At 43.7% G+C, this 16113-nt stretch carries 17 protein-coding genes and 2 tRNA genes; 15 read left to right on the top strand and 4 right to left on the bottom strand.

Translation table 11 applies throughout. From position 1 onward, the window contains the following. Positions 1–54: 54 nt before the first annotated feature. Together E7008_01270 and E7008_01265 are read right to left on the bottom strand one after the other, a co-directional pair. Complete coding sequence (locus E7008_01270; protein MBE6456556.1) at positions 55–294, bottom strand: GIY-YIG nuclease family protein; 240 nt, start codon at positions 292–294, stop codon at positions 55–57. A 118-nt stretch (positions 295–412) separates the two neighbouring features. Next, positions 413–503, bottom strand: a tRNA-Ser gene (locus E7008_01265). 83 nt (positions 504–586) lie between these two features. On the opposite strand from E7008_01265, the gene E7008_01260 reads away from it, so the two are divergent. Next, positions 587–931 carry an MGMT family protein gene (locus E7008_01260; GenBank protein MBE6456555.1) on the top strand — a complete coding sequence of 115 codons (345 nt, stop codon included), beginning with the start codon at positions 587–589 and terminating at the stop codon, positions 929–931. A gap of 32 nt (positions 932–963) precedes the next feature. Here E7008_01260 and E7008_01255 read toward each other — a convergent pair whose 3' ends face one another. Continuing rightward, entirely contained in the window at positions 964–1680 is a 717-nt protein-coding gene (locus E7008_01255; GenBank protein MBE6456554.1) for a peroxiredoxin, read from the bottom strand. Positions 1681–1826: 146 nt separating this feature from the next. On the opposite strand from E7008_01255, the gene E7008_01250 reads away from it, so the two are divergent. The 4 genes from E7008_01250 (at position 1827) to E7008_01235 (ending at position 4879) form a co-directional block, all read left to right on the top strand. Further along, positions 1827–2108, top strand: coding sequence for an integration host factor subunit beta (locus E7008_01250; protein ID MBE6456553.1), 282 nt, complete (start codon positions 1827–1829; stop codon positions 2106–2108). Between the two features lie 2 nt (positions 2109–2110). Continuing rightward, positions 2111–3856 carry an acetyl-CoA carboxylase carboxyltransferase subunit beta gene (locus E7008_01245; protein MBE6456552.1) on the top strand — a complete coding sequence of 582 codons (1746 nt, stop codon included), beginning with the start codon at positions 2111–2113 and terminating at the stop codon, positions 3854–3856. A 338-nt stretch (positions 3857–4194) separates the two neighbouring features. Further along, positions 4195–4590, top strand: coding sequence for a hypothetical protein (locus E7008_01240; GenBank protein MBE6456551.1), 396 nt, complete (start codon positions 4195–4197; stop codon positions 4588–4590). Between the two features lie 10 nt (positions 4591–4600). Then, entirely contained in the window at positions 4601–4879 is a 279-nt protein-coding gene (locus tag E7008_01235) for a hypothetical protein (protein MBE6456550.1), read from the top strand. Between the two features lie 24 nt (positions 4880–4903). Here the strand turns inward: E7008_01235 and E7008_01230 are convergent, their stop codons facing one another. Then, positions 4904–5494: a superoxide dismutase gene (locus tag E7008_01230; GenBank protein ID MBE6456549.1), complete on the bottom strand. Its 591-nt coding sequence runs from the start codon at positions 5492–5494 to the stop codon at positions 4904–4906. A gap of 127 nt (positions 5495–5621) precedes the next feature. Here E7008_01230 and E7008_01225 point away from each other — a divergent pair, with 127 nt between their 5' ends. The 10 genes from E7008_01225 (at position 5622) to E7008_01180 (ending at position 15933) form a co-directional block, all read left to right on the top strand. Then, positions 5622–6215 carry a hypothetical protein gene (locus E7008_01225; GenBank protein MBE6456548.1) on the top strand — a complete coding sequence of 198 codons (594 nt, stop codon included), beginning with the start codon at positions 5622–5624 and terminating at the stop codon, positions 6213–6215. A 20-nt stretch (positions 6216–6235) separates the two neighbouring features. Then, the gene (locus tag E7008_01220; GenBank protein MBE6456547.1) at positions 6236–6982 is read left to right on the top strand and encodes a CvpA family protein; all 747 of its coding nucleotides are present in this window, start codon (positions 6236–6238) and stop codon (positions 6980–6982) included. Positions 6983–7239: 257 nt separating this feature from the next. After that, entirely contained in the window at positions 7240–9036 is a 1797-nt protein-coding gene (locus E7008_01215) for a ribonuclease J (GenBank protein ID MBE6456546.1), read from the top strand. A gap of 216 nt (positions 9037–9252) precedes the next feature. After that, positions 9253–9726: a 50S ribosomal protein L13 gene (gene rplM / locus E7008_01210; protein ID MBE6456545.1), complete on the top strand. Its 474-nt coding sequence runs from the start codon at positions 9253–9255 to the stop codon at positions 9724–9726. Then, the gene (gene rpsI, locus E7008_01205) at positions 9726–10211 is read left to right on the top strand and encodes a 30S ribosomal protein S9 (GenBank protein MBE6456544.1); all 486 of its coding nucleotides are present in this window, start codon (positions 9726–9728) and stop codon (positions 10209–10211) included. The genes rplM and rpsI overlap by 1 nt, the downstream gene beginning before the upstream one ends. Before the next feature lie 140 nt (positions 10212–10351). Continuing rightward, positions 10352–11620, top strand: a complete 1269-nt coding sequence (gene rho / locus E7008_01200; GenBank protein ID MBE6456543.1) for a transcription termination factor Rho — start codon at positions 10352–10354, stop codon at positions 11618–11620. 216 nt (positions 11621–11836) lie between these two features. Beyond that, complete coding sequence (locus tag E7008_01195; protein MBE6456542.1) at positions 11837–12817, top strand: hypothetical protein; 981 nt, start codon at positions 11837–11839, stop codon at positions 12815–12817. A gap of 79 nt (positions 12818–12896) precedes the next feature. Continuing rightward, positions 12897–12984 (top strand) — tRNA-Ser (locus E7008_01190). 193 nt (positions 12985–13177) lie between these two features. Then, entirely contained in the window at positions 13178–14620 is a 1443-nt protein-coding gene (locus tag E7008_01185) for a cysteine--tRNA ligase (protein ID MBE6456541.1), read from the top strand. An 8-nt stretch (positions 14621–14628) separates the two neighbouring features. Then, positions 14629–15933 carry a radical SAM protein gene (locus E7008_01180; protein ID MBE6456540.1) on the top strand — a complete coding sequence of 435 codons (1305 nt, stop codon included), beginning with the start codon at positions 14629–14631 and terminating at the stop codon, positions 15931–15933. The last annotated feature ends 180 nt before the right edge of the window (positions 15934–16113 follow it).

Genomic DNA, 16113 nt, shown 5'->3' with positions numbered 1-16113 from the left:
TTATTTTAATCCTGGCGGAGACGAATTCCTGTCCTCGATACACAATAATAAAAATCAAAAATGATTTTTACAAAATTTACGTCCAGAATGAGTTTTAAAGTAAGATTCAAAATCTTTGGCTTTTTGTTCATCACCAAATGCAAAATAATTTTTTATTCGCCAAGGTCTGTATTTATTTGTATGTATCGATTTTCCAGAATTGTGTTCCGCTAATCTCTGTTTTAAATCAGTTGTAAAACCAATATAAAAGGAATCTGGATTATTTATTGATTGTAAAATGTACACATAATACATGTTTTGCCCGTCTTTTTGTCTTGTTTTTTATAAAAAAAACTGCGACCCAAAAGCCGCGGCACTCCGTTTTGCTACACTTAAATCCGCTTAACCGCGGCTTTGCGCTAGCAAAGACGGGTGGCGGAGACGAAGGGATTTGAACCCTTGATACGGGGTTACCGTATACACGATTTCGAGTCGCGCGCATTCAACCGCTCTGCCACGTCTCCGTGCCACGCATTATAACCACCCCCGGATTATTTTGCAAGACCAAATATTTGACATTTTCATCATGACTGATAAACTAAATTCCATGGAAAAAACATTCAATGAAAAAGTCTATGATACCGTCGCCCGCATTCCTGCCGGACGCGTTGCGTCGTTTGGTCAAATCGCACAAATGATTGGCCGTCCACGTATGGCGCGCTTTGTCGGATATGCTTCAAACAATAAGTCGTCATGGCATCTGCCGTGGCATCGTGTTGTGTTCAAAGACGGCACGCTGTGTTCCGGCATGGCGGCGGAACAATACCGCGCCCTGCGCGCCGAAGGTGTCAAATTCGACAACGAAAAACGCGTCATTATGTCGATGTATCAGTGGAATCCTGAACGCGACGGCGTGCCACTGGACATACGCGACTTTCCGCTGGTATTTTGAACCAGAAATAAACCGGTCTGTCTGCGCCTGGATTATTTTTGCTCAGGTTTTTGTTTTCCGATTTTGCTATAAATAACATCCTTGTCCAACTTTTTGTACGTTATAAACCATGGTGTATGTTTGTCTTTGCGCATTTGTCGCATTGTCATCGGGGCAGGGCGCAAAACGTCATCGCCCGGTATCCAATTCGCAGGCGCTGCCACCCCAAACGCGTCGCCCGTCTGTAATCCGACAATCATACGCCGAATTTCTTCGATATTTCGCCCCAGAACCGCCGGATAGTACAAAATCGCACGCACAATGCCCGCCGGATCAATAACAAAGACTGCGCGCACGGCGTGCGTGTCCGATGCGTGTGGTTGAATCATTCCGTACATCTTTGCAATTTTGCCCCCCATATCATCAATCAGTGGAAATGTTATGTCGATACCATCCGGCATTTTTGAAATTGCGTCCAGCCATGCCAGGTGCGATGACAATGCCCCAACCGATAATCCCACCAACTGGGTATTCAGTTTTTCAAATTCTGCTAAATCACGCTGAAATGCAATAAATTCAGACGTACAAACTGGCGTAAAATCCGATGGATGCGAAAAGAAAACAATCCATTTGCCGGCATAGTCGCCTGGGAATTTGATTGCGCCGTTTGTGGTGCTGGCACTAAAACTGGGGGCTGCGTCGCCAATCAGTGGCATTGTTGTTTCCGTCGTCTGTTCATCGCAATCGCATAAATCGAATAAGTCGTGCATAATTTCACCTCTTGTCCTTGCAAATAATTTAACATTTTTAGCGTATTTTCGGCACAGGAACGTATTCCAAATAAATAAAAAACTTTACTCTTGATAAAATGTGCTAAGATATTAATAATACAGTGCAAGAACAAAGGATATAAATTATGAAAAGGTCAGACATTGTACGTTCTATTCAGGTTCGTTTTAAACACATGCGTGCCGGCGACGCGGCCGCGATTCTAGACACGGTATCGGATCATATGATTGAATCCGTCGCCAACGGCGATCGTATTGAAATCCGTGGTTTTGGCACATTTCAACCACGCGCCCGCGCAACGAAGATTGGATATAACCCCTGTACGGGTCAGCCTATGCCATTACCGGCCAGTACGACTATTTTGTTCAAACCCAGTCGTGAATTAACTAAAAAGATGAACGGACAGTAATTATGTTATTTGGCAAAAAATCAGGCATTAAAAATCGAAATCGCGAACGCTATGAACGTGTTCGTCGCCTGATGTGGATAAAATGTGAATCGTGTGGCAAACTGGTTTACTATAAAGATTACAAGGATAATAAATACATTTGCCCCAGTTGCGGTCGTGCATTTATCATGACCCCGAAACAGCGTTTTGATTTACTGTTTGACGATAATACCTGGGAAAAATTAACCCCACCAAATGTATCGGACGACCCATTAAAGTTTGTCGATCGCATTGCGTACACCGAACGCCTGGATGATGCGCGTTCTGAAACGGGGTGTTATGACGCGGTATCTGCGGCGGACGGAACAATTGGTGGTGTTCCATCGACGGTTTGCGTTTTGAATGGCCTGTTTATGATGGGGTCTATGGGACGTGCGGCGGGCGATGCAATTGTTGCAGCGATGGAACATGCGGTTGCAGAACGCCGTCCGTTTATTATGGTCACATCCAGTGGCGGCGCTCGTATGCAGGAAAACATTTTGTCATTAATGCAAATGGCACGCACAACGGCCGCTGTGAATAAATTGCACGCAAACGGCATTCCGTACATCGTTTTGTTGACCGATCCGACATTTGGTGGTGTAACGGCGTCTTTTGCGATGCTGGGCGACATCCATATTGCGGAAAAGGGTGCACGTATCGGTTTCGCCGGTCGTCGTGTCATTGAACAAAACATTCGCGAAAAATTGCCATCAAATTTCCAGACGGCTGAATACCTGTACGAACACGGTATGGTCGATATGGTTGTGGCACGTGGTGACCTGCATGATGCGATTGCGAAAATCCTGGCGGTTTTGACCAAGCAAGAACGCGCCCCAAAACAAATTGTTGCCACGACGCCTGCGCATGACGCATCGAAAAAGATTCGTGGCATGGGTGAAAACGAAGCATATGACAAAGTATTGCTGGCACGTCATGAAAATCGCCCGCATTTCCTGGATTACATCAATGGTATTGTTGACGATTGGACATATCTGGCCGGCGACAGATTATATGCCGAAGATGCGGCAATGGGTTCTGGTATTGGGTTCTGGCGCGGTATTCCTGCCGTCATTATTGGCCAGGAACAGGGTCGTACCATCGAAACCCGTCAGAAACATCGTTTCGGTATGGCCAATCCCGACGGCTATCGCAAGGCGGTTCGCATGATGCGCCTGGCGGAAAAATTCCAGTTACCATTGATTTCGCTGTTTGATACCGCCGGCGCATTCGCTGGCCGCGAAGGCGAAGAACGCGGTCAATCCCAGGCGGTTGCGTCATCAATTGCGGCGGGGCTGTCAATGCGCGCGCCATACGTTGCCGTCAACACCGGCCAGGGTGGTTCGGGCGGTGCGATTGCGATTGGAACGGGCGACCGTGTATTGATGATGGAAAACGCAATTTATTCTGTAATTGCCCCTGAATCATGCGCCAGTATTTTGTGGCGCGACAATAAATATCGCGCAACTGCATCTGCAGCAATGAAATTGACCGCGCGCGATATGGCGGACATGAACGTGATTGATGAAATTGTTCATGAACCGGCCGGTGGTGCACACACAGATTGGCAAACAACAATGGAATTATTAGCCAATTCTGTTGCCGCCCAGATTGCTGAATTACAGCAAATTCCGGTCGATGAATTACCGTCAAAACGCGCGGATAAATTCTTGGCAATGACACGCGACGTTGAAATATATCAACCCGAACACATTGGCGAAGAACACTAAACAAAATCCCCCAACCGGGGGATTTTTTTGAGATATGAATACTTTTATTTATCAAACTGTTGCACAATATTATTTTATCTTGTATAATAAATGTGTTATGGTGGTTACCATAATGGGGCCTGATAACCCTTGTGCTAGCGTCGGAATATAAACCTATGGCGCATGCGACGCGCTATTTTTTATTCTTGCGACGGAAATAACTCCTGATATTGGTGTCAGGAGGGTTGCGAATATATCGAATAAGCACGCAATTCTAGCAATTGTTATCAGCCTCCTGACCACTCGTGTAAAAACAGTGGTTTTGTTTTTACAAACAAATAAACAGGAGATTGAAAAACATGAAAACCAAATTATTTTTAACTGCGCTTGGCGCAATTTTAACTGTTCCCACATTTGCCGCGGTGCAAAAATGTGTCCCTTTAACCCCAGAAATCACATGTGCTGACCCTGTGTTCCAAACTTCGTCTTATGATTGGTCTGTCACTTGCAATAGACTGCCCATCCAGGGTATTGCGGTCGCTGCTGACAATGTTGACGATGATGTCGCAGACAGCGTAAGTTCTGCCAATGGCACAACCGAATGTTGGTGCAAAATTGTATCCCCGGTTGTTACAAAATGGGCATGGGCGAGCCATGTTGCGACCGGACATCAAAGTTGCTCTCATGCGTGCGCCACTTCAATGGTCAATGAATCTGAATTTCGCAGTTTTATTCTGGCATCATTTTCGGACTAGTGGGGGGATTATGAAAACAATTTTAATGATATTTTGTTTCATCGTGCCATCGGTTGCTGTGGCTATTGCGCCTGCGACCGAATGTCCCACAGGATACGTTGCAGTTAACGAACGGTATATGCTGGTCAGATCCAGCTGTCCTGCGGGCACAAGTTCTGCGGGTGACGCGGAATCGTGCCTGGTGGCAAATCCAGTTGGTGCTTGTATAATGTACGCGCCGGCGGGTGTGTCGTACACAGACGCAACTGGTACATATGAATTTTCAGAAGCGTGTATGATGTATCAATAAAACAACCGCCAAATGGCGGTTGTTTTATTGTTTCAAATTTTCTGCAACAAAATTCCAATTAACTAAATTATTCAAAAACGAATCAATAAAATCTGCGCGTTTATTCTTGTAATCTAAATAGTACGCATGTTCCCACACATCCAGGTTTAATATCGGTTTCATATTATGTGCAATTGGTGTATCTGCATTTGCGGTGTTTATGATACGCAATGTATTATCGCCATCGCGCACCAGCCACGTATATCCACTGCCGAACAGTGATGTTGCCGCCGACTTGAATTGTTCTTTGAAATTTTCCACACTGCCAAATTGTTCAATAATTTCATCTGGTATTTGGGCGGTACATTTTGGACACATTCCGTGAAAGAAAAAGTCATGATTATAAATTTGTGCTGCGTTGTTAAATATTTTCTGTTCATCTGGCTTGCCGGCAGATTCTTGTATAATTTCTACCAGTGAAACATTTTTATACGGTGTGTTTTCTATCAGTTTGTTCAGATTATCAATATATCCCGCCACATGTTTACCGTGATGTGTTTGGATTGTTTCCTGGGATATGTATGGCATCAGTGCGTCTGTTGCATACGGCAATGGAAATTGTGTTAATGTAAACATAATGAAACTCCTTTGCCCAAATATTGTGTTTTTTTATTAAAATTTCAACAGGAAAGATTTATCAAAAACCACTTGCGTGTATATAAAAATATTTTCTATAATCGAACCAGTGAAAGGAGTCTTACTTATGAAAAAATTATCATTTTTATCTGCTATTATGGGTTTAACATTTGCGGGCGCGGCATCTGCGGCTGATATTACAATTTATTATTCGCCATCATGCCCACACTGTCATCACGCACGTGAATTTATTTCCAACACTTTGGTCTATGAATACCCAGAATTAAAGGTAACCGCCGTCAACGTTATGGACCAGGCCAATCTGCCTGCATTCCAGGACGCGTTAAAGAAATGTGAATTCGATAACGGTGGTGTGCCTGTTATGGTAATCGGTGACAAATGCGAACAGGGCTATGCAGACTTTATGCAGGACACAATGCGTGAATATATCGAAGTTGACCTGTCTGATGAACAAAAGGCTGTTGCCGCTGAAAACAAAGCAGCCATGGCGGCAGATGCGGAAAAATTTAAATCCGAACATGCTGATCGTGCGAACGCAGTTGTTGAATATACTGCAACTGTTGCCGAACCTGCGGATGAACCTGCAGCCGAACCTGCAAAAAAAAATGAAGGCGGCAGCACAGTTTGGTTCTGGGGACTGTTGATTGTTTTGGTTGCGGGCTTGGGTTATGTTTTGGTTCGCAAAGACAACAAAAAATAATCATCTAAACCGGAACAAATATGTTTGATTTAACAACACTTGATTATATTTATGTGGGCGTCATATTGGCGTCCACAATTTGGGCGACAATCCGTGGCGGTGTGTATGAAACAATTGCAACATTGTCATGGGTTGTTGCGGCAATTTCTGCACGATTTGCGTCCCCGTGGCTGGATAAATTATTACAGTCTTGGTTTGATTTGTCTGATTCCACGGTTGGCACATTGGTTGCGTCATATTTTATCGTATTTTTTGCGATATTGATGTTGGTTGGATTCTTGAACCAGAAATTACGCGACAAAATTCAGGACAGCATTATGAATGTCACTGATAAAACGCTGGGGGTTATATTTGGTATTATCCGCGGCATTGTCGTTATGGGGATATTCTATTGGGGTGCGCTGTGGTACTATTCAGACGTGCCTTTCCTGCCAAAATGGTTGGCCCAGTCGCGCACGCGCCCAATTATGCAAATCACGGCGGTAAAACTGGACGATTGGTTTTTCCCTGGCCCTGAAAACAAATTGTTGGCACGTGATATGGCCGGCACGCACCAGGCGATTGAAATTTATAATAATCTGATAAATCCCGCGATTTCTGCGACCAAGAAATCAGATAATGCATCTGAAAAAACAACTGTTGCCCCAGATGCAGAAACCGGCTATAAATCATCCGAACGCGCGGCATTGGAAAATCAGTTGTTGCAAATCGAAACCGTGGCACGCGCCGTCGAAGAACATGCAAACGACGTGGAATCTGACGATTAAAATAAAATCCCCACTTGCGGGGATTTTATTATTGTCTTGATTTTGGTGTCAAATGCACTATTATATAATTTGTGCTTGAAATATTTGGACAAAAACTATGTCCACCAGGTATTTACCCCTATGTCTTTATTAACGATAATAAATTACCATGGGGTATAAGTCGTGCGACCATGGATTCACTGCAAATAAAGATTTTTTCTTTATTAGTAATGAATTTGATGGTCGCACAAATGTGAAACAAAACAAAAGGATTATAAATGGTAAAAGTACGTGAAAAAAAATCTGCGCCATCCAAAGGCGACAAACCAAAAACACCGCGGTCTATTCGGGGCATGAACAAACACGAAACAGACGCGAACGACGACAAGATTTATTTTATGGCGTTGGGTGGTCTGGAACACATCGGCCAGAATATGTATGTCTATAAATATCGTGGCAAATATCTGGTTGTTGATTGTGGTATGGGTTTCCTGGACGAAGAAATCGGGGCAGGGGACGTTCAATACTGTGACACAACATGGTTGGAAAAACGTAAAAAAGACGTTGTTGGATTTGTTATCACCCACGGCCACGAAGACCACATTGGCGCATTAAAATACATTTGGCCAAAATTCAGAAAGCCAATTCATTGTACACGCTTCCCAGCGGAAATTTTACGCCGTACGTTTGCGGGCATTGAAATGGACTTTGATCCACACCGCGATATTGTTGAATTCGATCACAATGGTGCAACATTGGATTTAGACCCATTTACGGTTGAAACTTTCCACGTCACACACAGCGTACCCGAAGCGCAAATGTTAATCATCAAAACCGATGCAGGTAAAATCCTGCACACAGGCGACTGGACATTTAACGACGATATTCCAATCGAAGCGCCAACTGATTTTGCGCGTCTGGCGGCGATTGGTTCTGATCCAAAATTGTTGGCGTGTATGTGCGATTCAACGAATTCATCGCGTCAGACAAAACAGACCACCGAAACCCAGGTTCGTGAAACTTTGACCGAAATCATGAAGAACGCCCCGGGTCGCGTCTTGGTAACAGGTTATTCGCGCAGTTTGGCACGTATGAAAATGTTTGCCGAAGCGGCCCGTGCCGCCGGCCGCATTGCGTGTATCAAGGAACGCAGTAATCCAAATCCTGTGCCATATGTTGGTCTGCCTGAATTCCGCGAATTGGGTATTCAGTTCGGCTATATCAACAAAGACGATGTATATCTGCACAGCGAAATCAAAGACCTGCCGGCGGAAAAACAGGCAATATTCTTGACCGGTTCGCAGGGTGAAAAGTTTGCAATGCTAACACGTCTGTGCCATGGCCAGGTAAAAGAGTTAAAATTACAACCAACCGATACCGTTGTGTTCAGTGCTATTATCATCCCGGGCCGCGAACAGGATGTATCATACCTGTACAACAAATTGGCACGTATGGGTGTAAAAACACATACCATATTCGATACAGATAACCTGCACGCCAGTGGTCACGCCGGCCGTCCTGAATTGGAACGTTTTTATGATATGGTTCACCCCCAGGTGTCCATCCCGATGCACGGTGACTATATCAACGAAATGTTAAACGGTAAAATGGCAATGGAACGCGGTGGTGCAAAACATATGATGGTTGTCCACAACGGTGAAATGGTTGCGCTGTCCGATGGGAATGAACCATATGTCGCTGAAACAATCGAAACCAGTTATGTTGTGATGGAGGGTGAAACCGAACGCAGTGCCAACGACCAGGTTTACAAGAACCGTAAAAAGATTGCATCCAACGGTGCGGTGTTTGTGACCCTGCCGGTGGATAAGCGCGGATTCCTAAAAGGCACGCCCGAGGTTTCCAGTGCTGGCATCTTTGAAACGGACGAAACCGGATTTATGAAGCGTCAGATTCAGATTGAAATCACACGCGCGATTGACAATCTGACCAAGGCGGAACGCAAAGACAGAAATAATCTGGTTCGCGCCGTGCAAATTGCCTCGAACAAGGTTGTTCGTGCAGCCCTGGGCGCGGACAAGAAACCGCAATACAGCGTTCATTTTGTCCAGAAATAAAACAATCCCCCCGTTCGGGGGATTTTTTTCTTCGATAAACTTTTATTTAGCGCGGTATGTCATGTCTCGTATCTCTTGTCTCATGTCTCAAAATAAATCTCCCAGTCGGGAGATTTGTTGCGGTATAATAATACCGTATGATTTTTTCTTGACTTTTCCGCAGGGTTGGGGCATAATAGCCGCGCTTTAATTTATAAAACCAAGGGTAAAATAAAAATGGCAGCGACAAAATCGTTAAAAAAGTGTGAATTGGATGCCAAATGGTATCTGATTGACGCGACTGATTGTACGCTGGGGCGTTTGGCGGCATACACTGCGAACATCCTGCGTGGCAAGCATAAGCCAACATGGACACCAAACATGGATTGTGGTGATCATGTTATCATCATCAACGCGGACAAGGTTGCACTGTCTGGTCACAAGGCTGACAAAGATCGTTTCTTTTGGCACTCTTTGTGGACTGGTTCTTTGAAATCCCGCACATTGGGTCAGATGCGCTCTGAAAAACCAGAAAAATTGGTTTTCAACGCTGTAAAGCGCATGATGGGTCGTCGCACAGCGGTCGCCCTGGCGAACCAGCGTTTGACCAAACTGCACGTTTATGCAGGCGCAGAACACAAACACGAAGCCCAGAAACCAGTTGTTATTGATTTCGCAGGCTTGAATCGTAAAAACAAAAGGGGCGAATAATGGCAGAAGCAAAGAAAACAGCGACCAAGACAGTTAAAAAGACTGCGACTGTTAAGAAAACTGCTGCCAAAAAGGCACCAGTTGTTGCACCAAAATTAAATGACGCAACATATGCAACCGGCAAACGTAAAGATTCCGTTGCACGCGTATATTTGATGCCGGGCAAAGGCAACATCATCGTTAACGGCAAACCTGCGGCTGAATACTTCCGTCGCGCTGTATTACAGATGATTATCGCCCAGCCATTTGGCGTAACAAAACGCGAAACATCATATGATATCGTTGCCATGGTCGAAGGCGGCGGTTTATCTGGCCAGGCCGGCGCGGTTAAGCACGGTATTTCCAAGGCTTTGGAAAAAATCGAACCAGAATTGCGCGCATCGTTGAAATCTGCGGGCTTCTTGACACGCGACAGCCGTGTTGTAGAACGCAAGCACTATGGTTTCCGCAAGGCACGTCGTTCAACACAGTTCAGCAAACGTTAATCGCGTTTGTGGAAAGGTGGCACCCGCCGTTTCGGCGGGTGTTTTGTTTGTTAATTACTTGACTTTTGTCGCGTTTGTCCTATAATTAAACGTGAAATGGGCGCAATTCTGATGCCCGAACCCCCAGAAAAGGAAAATTTATGCATATTAATGAATTAAAGGCGAAATCGCCTCAACAACTGCTGAAAATGGCAGAAGATATGGGAATTGAAAATCCGTCCCAGTTGAACGTCCAACAACTGCGTTTTGCGGTTATGCGCGTCTATGCGGCGGATAAAAAGGTTACATTGATTGGTGACGGCGTACTGGAACGTATGCAGGACGGTTTTGGTTTTCTGCGCGCACCGGAATCGAATTATCTGGCCGGCCCTGACGATTTGTATGTGTCGCCCCAGTTGATTAAGAAATATGGCTTGAAAACCGGCGACTATGTCGAAGGCCAGATTCAGGCCCCAGCCGCCGAAACCGAACGTTATTTTGCACTGGAAACAATCGAGCGCGTCAACGGCGACAATCCTGAAAAGTTAAAACACCGTGTGTCGTTTGATGACATGACCCCATTGTACCCAGATGAACAGTTAAAAATGGAAGTGCCGTCTGACACCGACCGCGGCCGCAATCTGTCCGCGCGCGTTATCGACCTGATTTCCCCCACGGGCAAGGGCCAGCGTTCACTGATTGTTGCGCCGCCACGCACCGGTAAAACGGTTATGCTGCAAAATATCGCGCATTCTATTGCAACGAATTACCCAGACGTAAAACTGATTGTTCTGTTGATTGACGAACGCCCCGAAGAAGTGACTGACATGCAACGCAGTGTCAAAGGCGAAGTTATATCATCCACATTTGACGAGCCAGCCGCGCGCCATATCCAGGTTGCCGAAATGGTTATTGAAAAGGCCAAACGCCTGGTCGAAGCGGGCCAAGATGTCGTCATCCTGTTGGATTCTATCACGCGTCTGGGTCGTGCGTACAACACCTGTGTCCCATCCAGTGGCAAGGTTTTAACTGGTGGTGTTGATGCATACGCACTGCAACGTCCAAAGCGTTTCTTTGGTGCCGCCCGTAATATCGAAGGTGGCGGTTCGTTGACGATTATCGCAACCGCATTGGTTGATACCGGTTCTAAAATGGACGAAGTTATCTTTGAAGAATTCAAAGGGACGGGCAACAGTGAAATTATTTTGGATAGAAAGTTATCCGACAAACGCGTGTATCCTGCGATTGACATCACAAAATCCGGCACACGCAAAGAAGACCTGTTGGTTGGCAAAGACATCCTGTCAAAAATGTATGTCCTGCGCCGCATTATCAACCCAATGGGCACATTAGAGGCGATGGAGTTCCTGTTGGATAAATTGCGTCTGACGAAAACAAATTCGGACTTTTTCAGTTCTATGAATCAGTAAAATTAAATCCCCGCACCCGCGGGGATTTTTTTATAATAAAAAAACGCGCAACTGCGCGGATTCTATGCTTTTGAGTCGTATTTCTACTGCCGAATCCAAACGGTGGTTTGTTTTCAGCACATTTTCTGACCTAATTCTGGCGCAATTCCCCATAAAAGTCAATCCCATTTTATGCCGAATCTAAACCACCGTTTTCGGTCGGCAAAGGGGGACAAAATGAAAAAATTACTGATATTGATGGTGGCGATAATGCTGCCAAACATGGCGAATGCCGCTGAACAGTGCGCCCGGTATTACGTAGCAGAAACTTGCAGTTCTTCGTATACCTATACTGTTTATGGTAACACCAACAACGCAAGCAGCAGCACAGCCAAATGTTTTGGCCTGTATGAGAACATGACACCTGTCGGTTCTACGACACCGGTCTGGACGCTGAACCGCCATGTCAAGGTTATAACCAGCCTTACATGCAATACTGGATATTCACACACGTCGGCTGGAACGCTATCTATGTGTATGGATGACTCAACAGGTGATAAAACGCAAAGTTTGACATATTATAAATGCGTCTGTGCGGATCAGTATGTGTGGAATCTGGATTGGGCCAGTTATAATGTGGCAACAGAACGCCAGTCGGGCACTTTATATAATTGTGGTACTTCATCAACGGTATATCAATATCGTTGTGCCAGTGGTTATTATTCCGCCTCGGGTAACGCGACCATGCTAAGTCTGGCGGACGTGGACTGTGTTTCTTGCAGTAGCACATGTGGTGTGGGGCACACAACGGGTGTGGCGGGCGCGACATCATATGAACAATGTCGTGCGCCGGCGGCTACGGAATTCACCGACGATGTCGGCACATTTGAATACTCGACGGCATGTTGTTGTGATGATACGTGCGACGCCAAGTGCAGCGGTGGCCAATCATGCGTCAGCCACTCTGATTGTGCCAGTGGTTCGTGTTTTTCTGGATGTTGTGTATCAATTAATTGCGGCACGGGTGGCACTGCATGTATAACTGATGATGATTGTCCACTTCTTAAACCAAAGTGCACAAACGGTTGTTGCACACGTTCGGGCAGTATCGGCACATTAACATGTACAATAGGTACTGCTAACTTTTGCCTGTCCGACTCAGACTGTGACAGTGGTTATTGTAACACCTCAACGAATTGTTGCGGGCTATCATTGTAAAGAATCCCCCATTTGGGGGATTTTTTATAATTTTCTCACTTGCAATTATTTTTGTGTTTCTATATAATACCCCCTGCACGGAGCGTTGGCAGAGTGGTAATGCAGCAGATTGCTAATCTGTGACCGGATTTTTCGGTCCATAGGTTCGAGTCCTATACGCTCCGCCACAAATTCAACCCGACTTTTGTCGGGTTTAATTTTTGTGTCTTGACTTATTCGGGGCAATCGTGCCATAATAGGGGTATGACAATTCGTTTTATTAATTTTTACTGTTGTCGCTAATAATACACTTTCGCAAACTTAATTCGTTTGCATTTCAAACACTGTTTTATTAAACTCCACAAATACAAATCAAAAGGAATGACGTATATGACACTGAAAGTTTATAATGTTATGGCACGCAAAAAACAAGAATTTCAACCGTTAACTTCTGGAATAGTAAAAATGTATGCATGTGGTATTACCGTGTCGGCTGATGCGCATATAGGACACGCATACCAATCCGTGGCATTTGATGTCATTACACGTTATCTACGCTATCGTGGCTATGATGTGCGTTATGTGCGGAACTATACCGATGTGGACGATAAAATTATTGCTAATGCTAATGCAGCTGGAGTAGACCCAATAGAATTTGCAGAACAGAATATTGTTAAAACAGATGCGGAAATGCTGGCGCTAGGCAACGCCATCCCAACGATTATGGCGCGTGCTACACATTGTATTAATGATATTATTAACTTTGTAAAGAAATTAATTGATTCTGGACATGCATATGTAACCGAATTTGGGGACGTTTATTTTAAATTGAACAGTTTTACTGAGTATGGCAAATTATCACACATACAAACAAATAAAAACGAAGCTGGCGTTCGCAAGTCGGTTGAGCCGGGCAAATTAAATGATGGCGATTTTGCTCTGTGGAAAGCCGCCAAACCGGGCGAGGTGTCGTGGGAGTCTCCATGGGGAAGTGGGCGACCAGGATGGCACATTGAATGTAGCGCTATGAATTTAAAATATTTGGGAGAACAAATAGATATTCACGGTGGTGGGCGCGATTTGGTGTTTCCGCATCATGAAAACGAAATCGCTCAGACCGAGGCATTGACCGGGAAGCAGTTTGCTAAATATTGGATTCATTGTGGACTTGTCAAAGTGAATGGTCAAAAAATGAGCAAGTCGCTTGGTAATGGAATCTTGTTGCAGGATGTATTAGCAAAATATGATTCAGATGTAATTAGGTTCGCTTTACTGCGCAATACTTATTCGGCAGATATTGATATTACGGATAGTTTTTTCCCAGAGGCAAAACGTCATGTGTATAAGATGTATTCAATAATCTCAGATGTTAAAAAGCGTGTGTTTAACGATGCTGATACTGACCAGACAGACCGAGTGATTGAAAAGATTACATCTGAATTTGAAGCCGCTATGGATGATAATTTTAACACCTCAGGTGTAACCGCATCTTTATTTAGTTGGTTCAATTTTATAGCCTCAGAAATGTCAAAAAAGACAACGGCATATGATTTGAGCCGGATTGTAAAAAAAATAATATCTTTGATGTCTGTGCTAAACATATTACAAAATGACTCAGACAAGTATGTAAACAGTATTAAACAATCTGTTTTGACAACAAACAATATGTCTGCATCGGATATTATAACTGCGATTGAAGCGCGAAATGAAGCTAAATTAAACAAAGACTGGGCGACAGCGGATTTGATACGTGATAATTTGCGTAAAAAGGGCATTATCTTAAAAGATACTGTTGCTGGGACTGTTTGGGACGTTGAGTTGTAAGGAACAATATGTCAAATTATTTAAATAGATATGTATTCTTATGTCAGAGTGAAGACAAAGAGATTATTTTGTATAACTCTTTGAATGGTGCGGTTGTTCTTGTAGATATGACGGATATAGAAACGCATTTTCAAAATATGTCGCCACAAGATAATAATGAATTAAAGCGGTTAGGTTTTTTTGAAACTAATCAAGAGTGTGAATCCGTTTTAAAAAGAATGTATTTGGATACAGGGCCAACAGAGTTGGATATTATTATAGAGTTCACTCAAAAGTGTAATTTGCGATGTCCGTATTGCTATCAAAGCGCTTGGGGCAGAAAAAATGAAATTTCTATAGAAACATTGGACTGTATTTTTGTATATGTACAGAACTGTCTGAAGAAAAACAAGTATGAAACCCTCAGATTAAGTTTATTTGGGGGCGAGCCCTTACTTCAAAAAGACAAGCTTTTTTATATTTATAGAAAAATTAATACACTATGCAAACAACACAGTGTCAAATTAAAAACCGTATTGACAACTAACGGTTTGTTATTGACAAAGGATATTGTGCAAGAATTTGAAGAGTTGAGTTTAAGCATAACGTTATCAAATAAAGCAGATCATGATATTAAAAGACATATCCAAAGTGGCTCTTCGCATGATATAGTTTTGAATAATATTAAAAACATTGTGGATATCTTGGATTTTGAAAAATATAAATTGTCTTTGCGTTTTAACACAGATCATTCCAATATAAATCATTTTGAGGATTTTGTTCAAACAGTAAGCCAATTACATCCAAATATAGTTGTAGATATTGCTTATTTGGAAGAATTTGATTCAAGTGCAAATTATATAAACCTATTGCCGCTACATGATTTTAGGAAGTGGAATTCTACTGTTGCCATAGATATCTTGATAAAGCACGGCTTAATTGTGGATGCGGCTCCAAAACTTATACGTTTTCCATGCCATGGATATGCTGGACAGAATATAAAAATATTCTCAAACGGTCGTTTGGGCTGTTGCGATGCTTTTGACCCACATAAAAGTTGTTTGACAATACGTGATGTTTGCGATAACCTCGAGAAAGTAGAAGAGTTGCCTGGGCGAAGCGGTTTAGCGGGATTGCAAGATACGTGTTTCCGTTGCAAAGATTTTTGTTTGTGTGGCGGAAAGATTTTTTGTAAAAAGAAGCCGTGCGACTATGGATTGATAAATTTGTCGGACTTCTTGAAGCGTTATGTAAAATATAGCGCACAAGGGTATGCGAGTTTGTTCTCTTTTACGAAAACGATAGAAAAAGGAGATGGTGATGAAAATTATTAAAAAAGCAAGCGAAATAAAAGCGTGTTGCGCCTCGTGTAACGGTAGTGGTTGGAGTGGGGGAGTGGACGGTTTTGTTAAAATTGTTCAGTTGCCTAAATGTGTATTGAAACAACAAATGTCAAAACAGCGTGCGGCTTAAAACGGCTATAAAATCGTCAAGCAGGCATAAATTCCTAAAAA

Source organism: Alphaproteobacteria bacterium (assembly GCA_015062495.1).
GTDB lineage: Bacteria > Pseudomonadota > Alphaproteobacteria > Rs-D84 > Rs-D84 > Enterousia.
Note: the sequence above shows the minus strand (reverse complement) of the source record. Positions and strands in the feature narration are given on the sequence as shown.

Bases quoted from the DNA above. Each gene is read 5' to 3' on its own strand.
- E7008_01270 (MBE6456556.1), bottom strand. From the start codon at position 294: ATGTATTATGTGTACATTTTACAATCAATAAATAATCCAGATTCCTTT.
- E7008_01240 (MBE6456551.1), top strand. From the start codon at position 4,195: ATGAAAACCAAATTATTTTTAACTGCGCTTGGCGCAATTTTAACTGTT.
- E7008_01245 (MBE6456552.1), top strand. From the start codon at position 2,111: ATGTTATTTGGCAAAAAATCAGGCATTAAAAATCGAAATCGCGAACGC.
- E7008_01235 (MBE6456550.1), top strand. From the start codon at position 4,601: ATGAAAACAATTTTAATGATATTTTGTTTCATCGTGCCATCGGTTGCT.
- E7008_01255 (MBE6456554.1), bottom strand. From the start codon at position 1,680: ATGCACGACTTATTCGATTTATGCGATTGCGATGAACAGACGACGGAA.
- E7008_01180 (MBE6456540.1), top strand. From the start codon at position 14,629: ATGTCAAATTATTTAAATAGATATGTATTCTTATGTCAGAGTGAAGAC.
- E7008_01215 (MBE6456546.1), top strand. From the start codon at position 7,240: ATGGTAAAAGTACGTGAAAAAAAATCTGCGCCATCCAAAGGCGACAAA.
- rho (MBE6456543.1), top strand. From the start codon at position 10,352: ATGCATATTAATGAATTAAAGGCGAAATCGCCTCAACAACTGCTGAAA.
- E7008_01185 (MBE6456541.1), top strand. From the start codon at position 13,178: ATGACGTATATGACACTGAAAGTTTATAATGTTATGGCACGCAAAAAA.
- E7008_01260 (MBE6456555.1), top strand. From the start codon at position 587: ATGGAAAAAACATTCAATGAAAAAGTCTATGATACCGTCGCCCGCATT.
- rplM (MBE6456545.1), top strand. From the start codon at position 9,253: ATGGCAGCGACAAAATCGTTAAAAAAGTGTGAATTGGATGCCAAATGG.
- rpsI (MBE6456544.1), top strand. From the start codon at position 9,726: ATGGCAGAAGCAAAGAAAACAGCGACCAAGACAGTTAAAAAGACTGCG.
- E7008_01225 (MBE6456548.1), top strand. From the start codon at position 5,622: ATGAAAAAATTATCATTTTTATCTGCTATTATGGGTTTAACATTTGCG.
- E7008_01195 (MBE6456542.1), top strand. From the start codon at position 11,837: ATGAAAAAATTACTGATATTGATGGTGGCGATAATGCTGCCAAACATG.
- E7008_01220 (MBE6456547.1), top strand. From the start codon at position 6,236: ATGTTTGATTTAACAACACTTGATTATATTTATGTGGGCGTCATATTG.
- E7008_01250 (MBE6456553.1), top strand. From the start codon at position 1,827: ATGAAAAGGTCAGACATTGTACGTTCTATTCAGGTTCGTTTTAAACAC.
- E7008_01230 (MBE6456549.1), bottom strand. From the start codon at position 5,494: ATGTTTACATTAACACAATTTCCATTGCCGTATGCAACAGACGCACTG.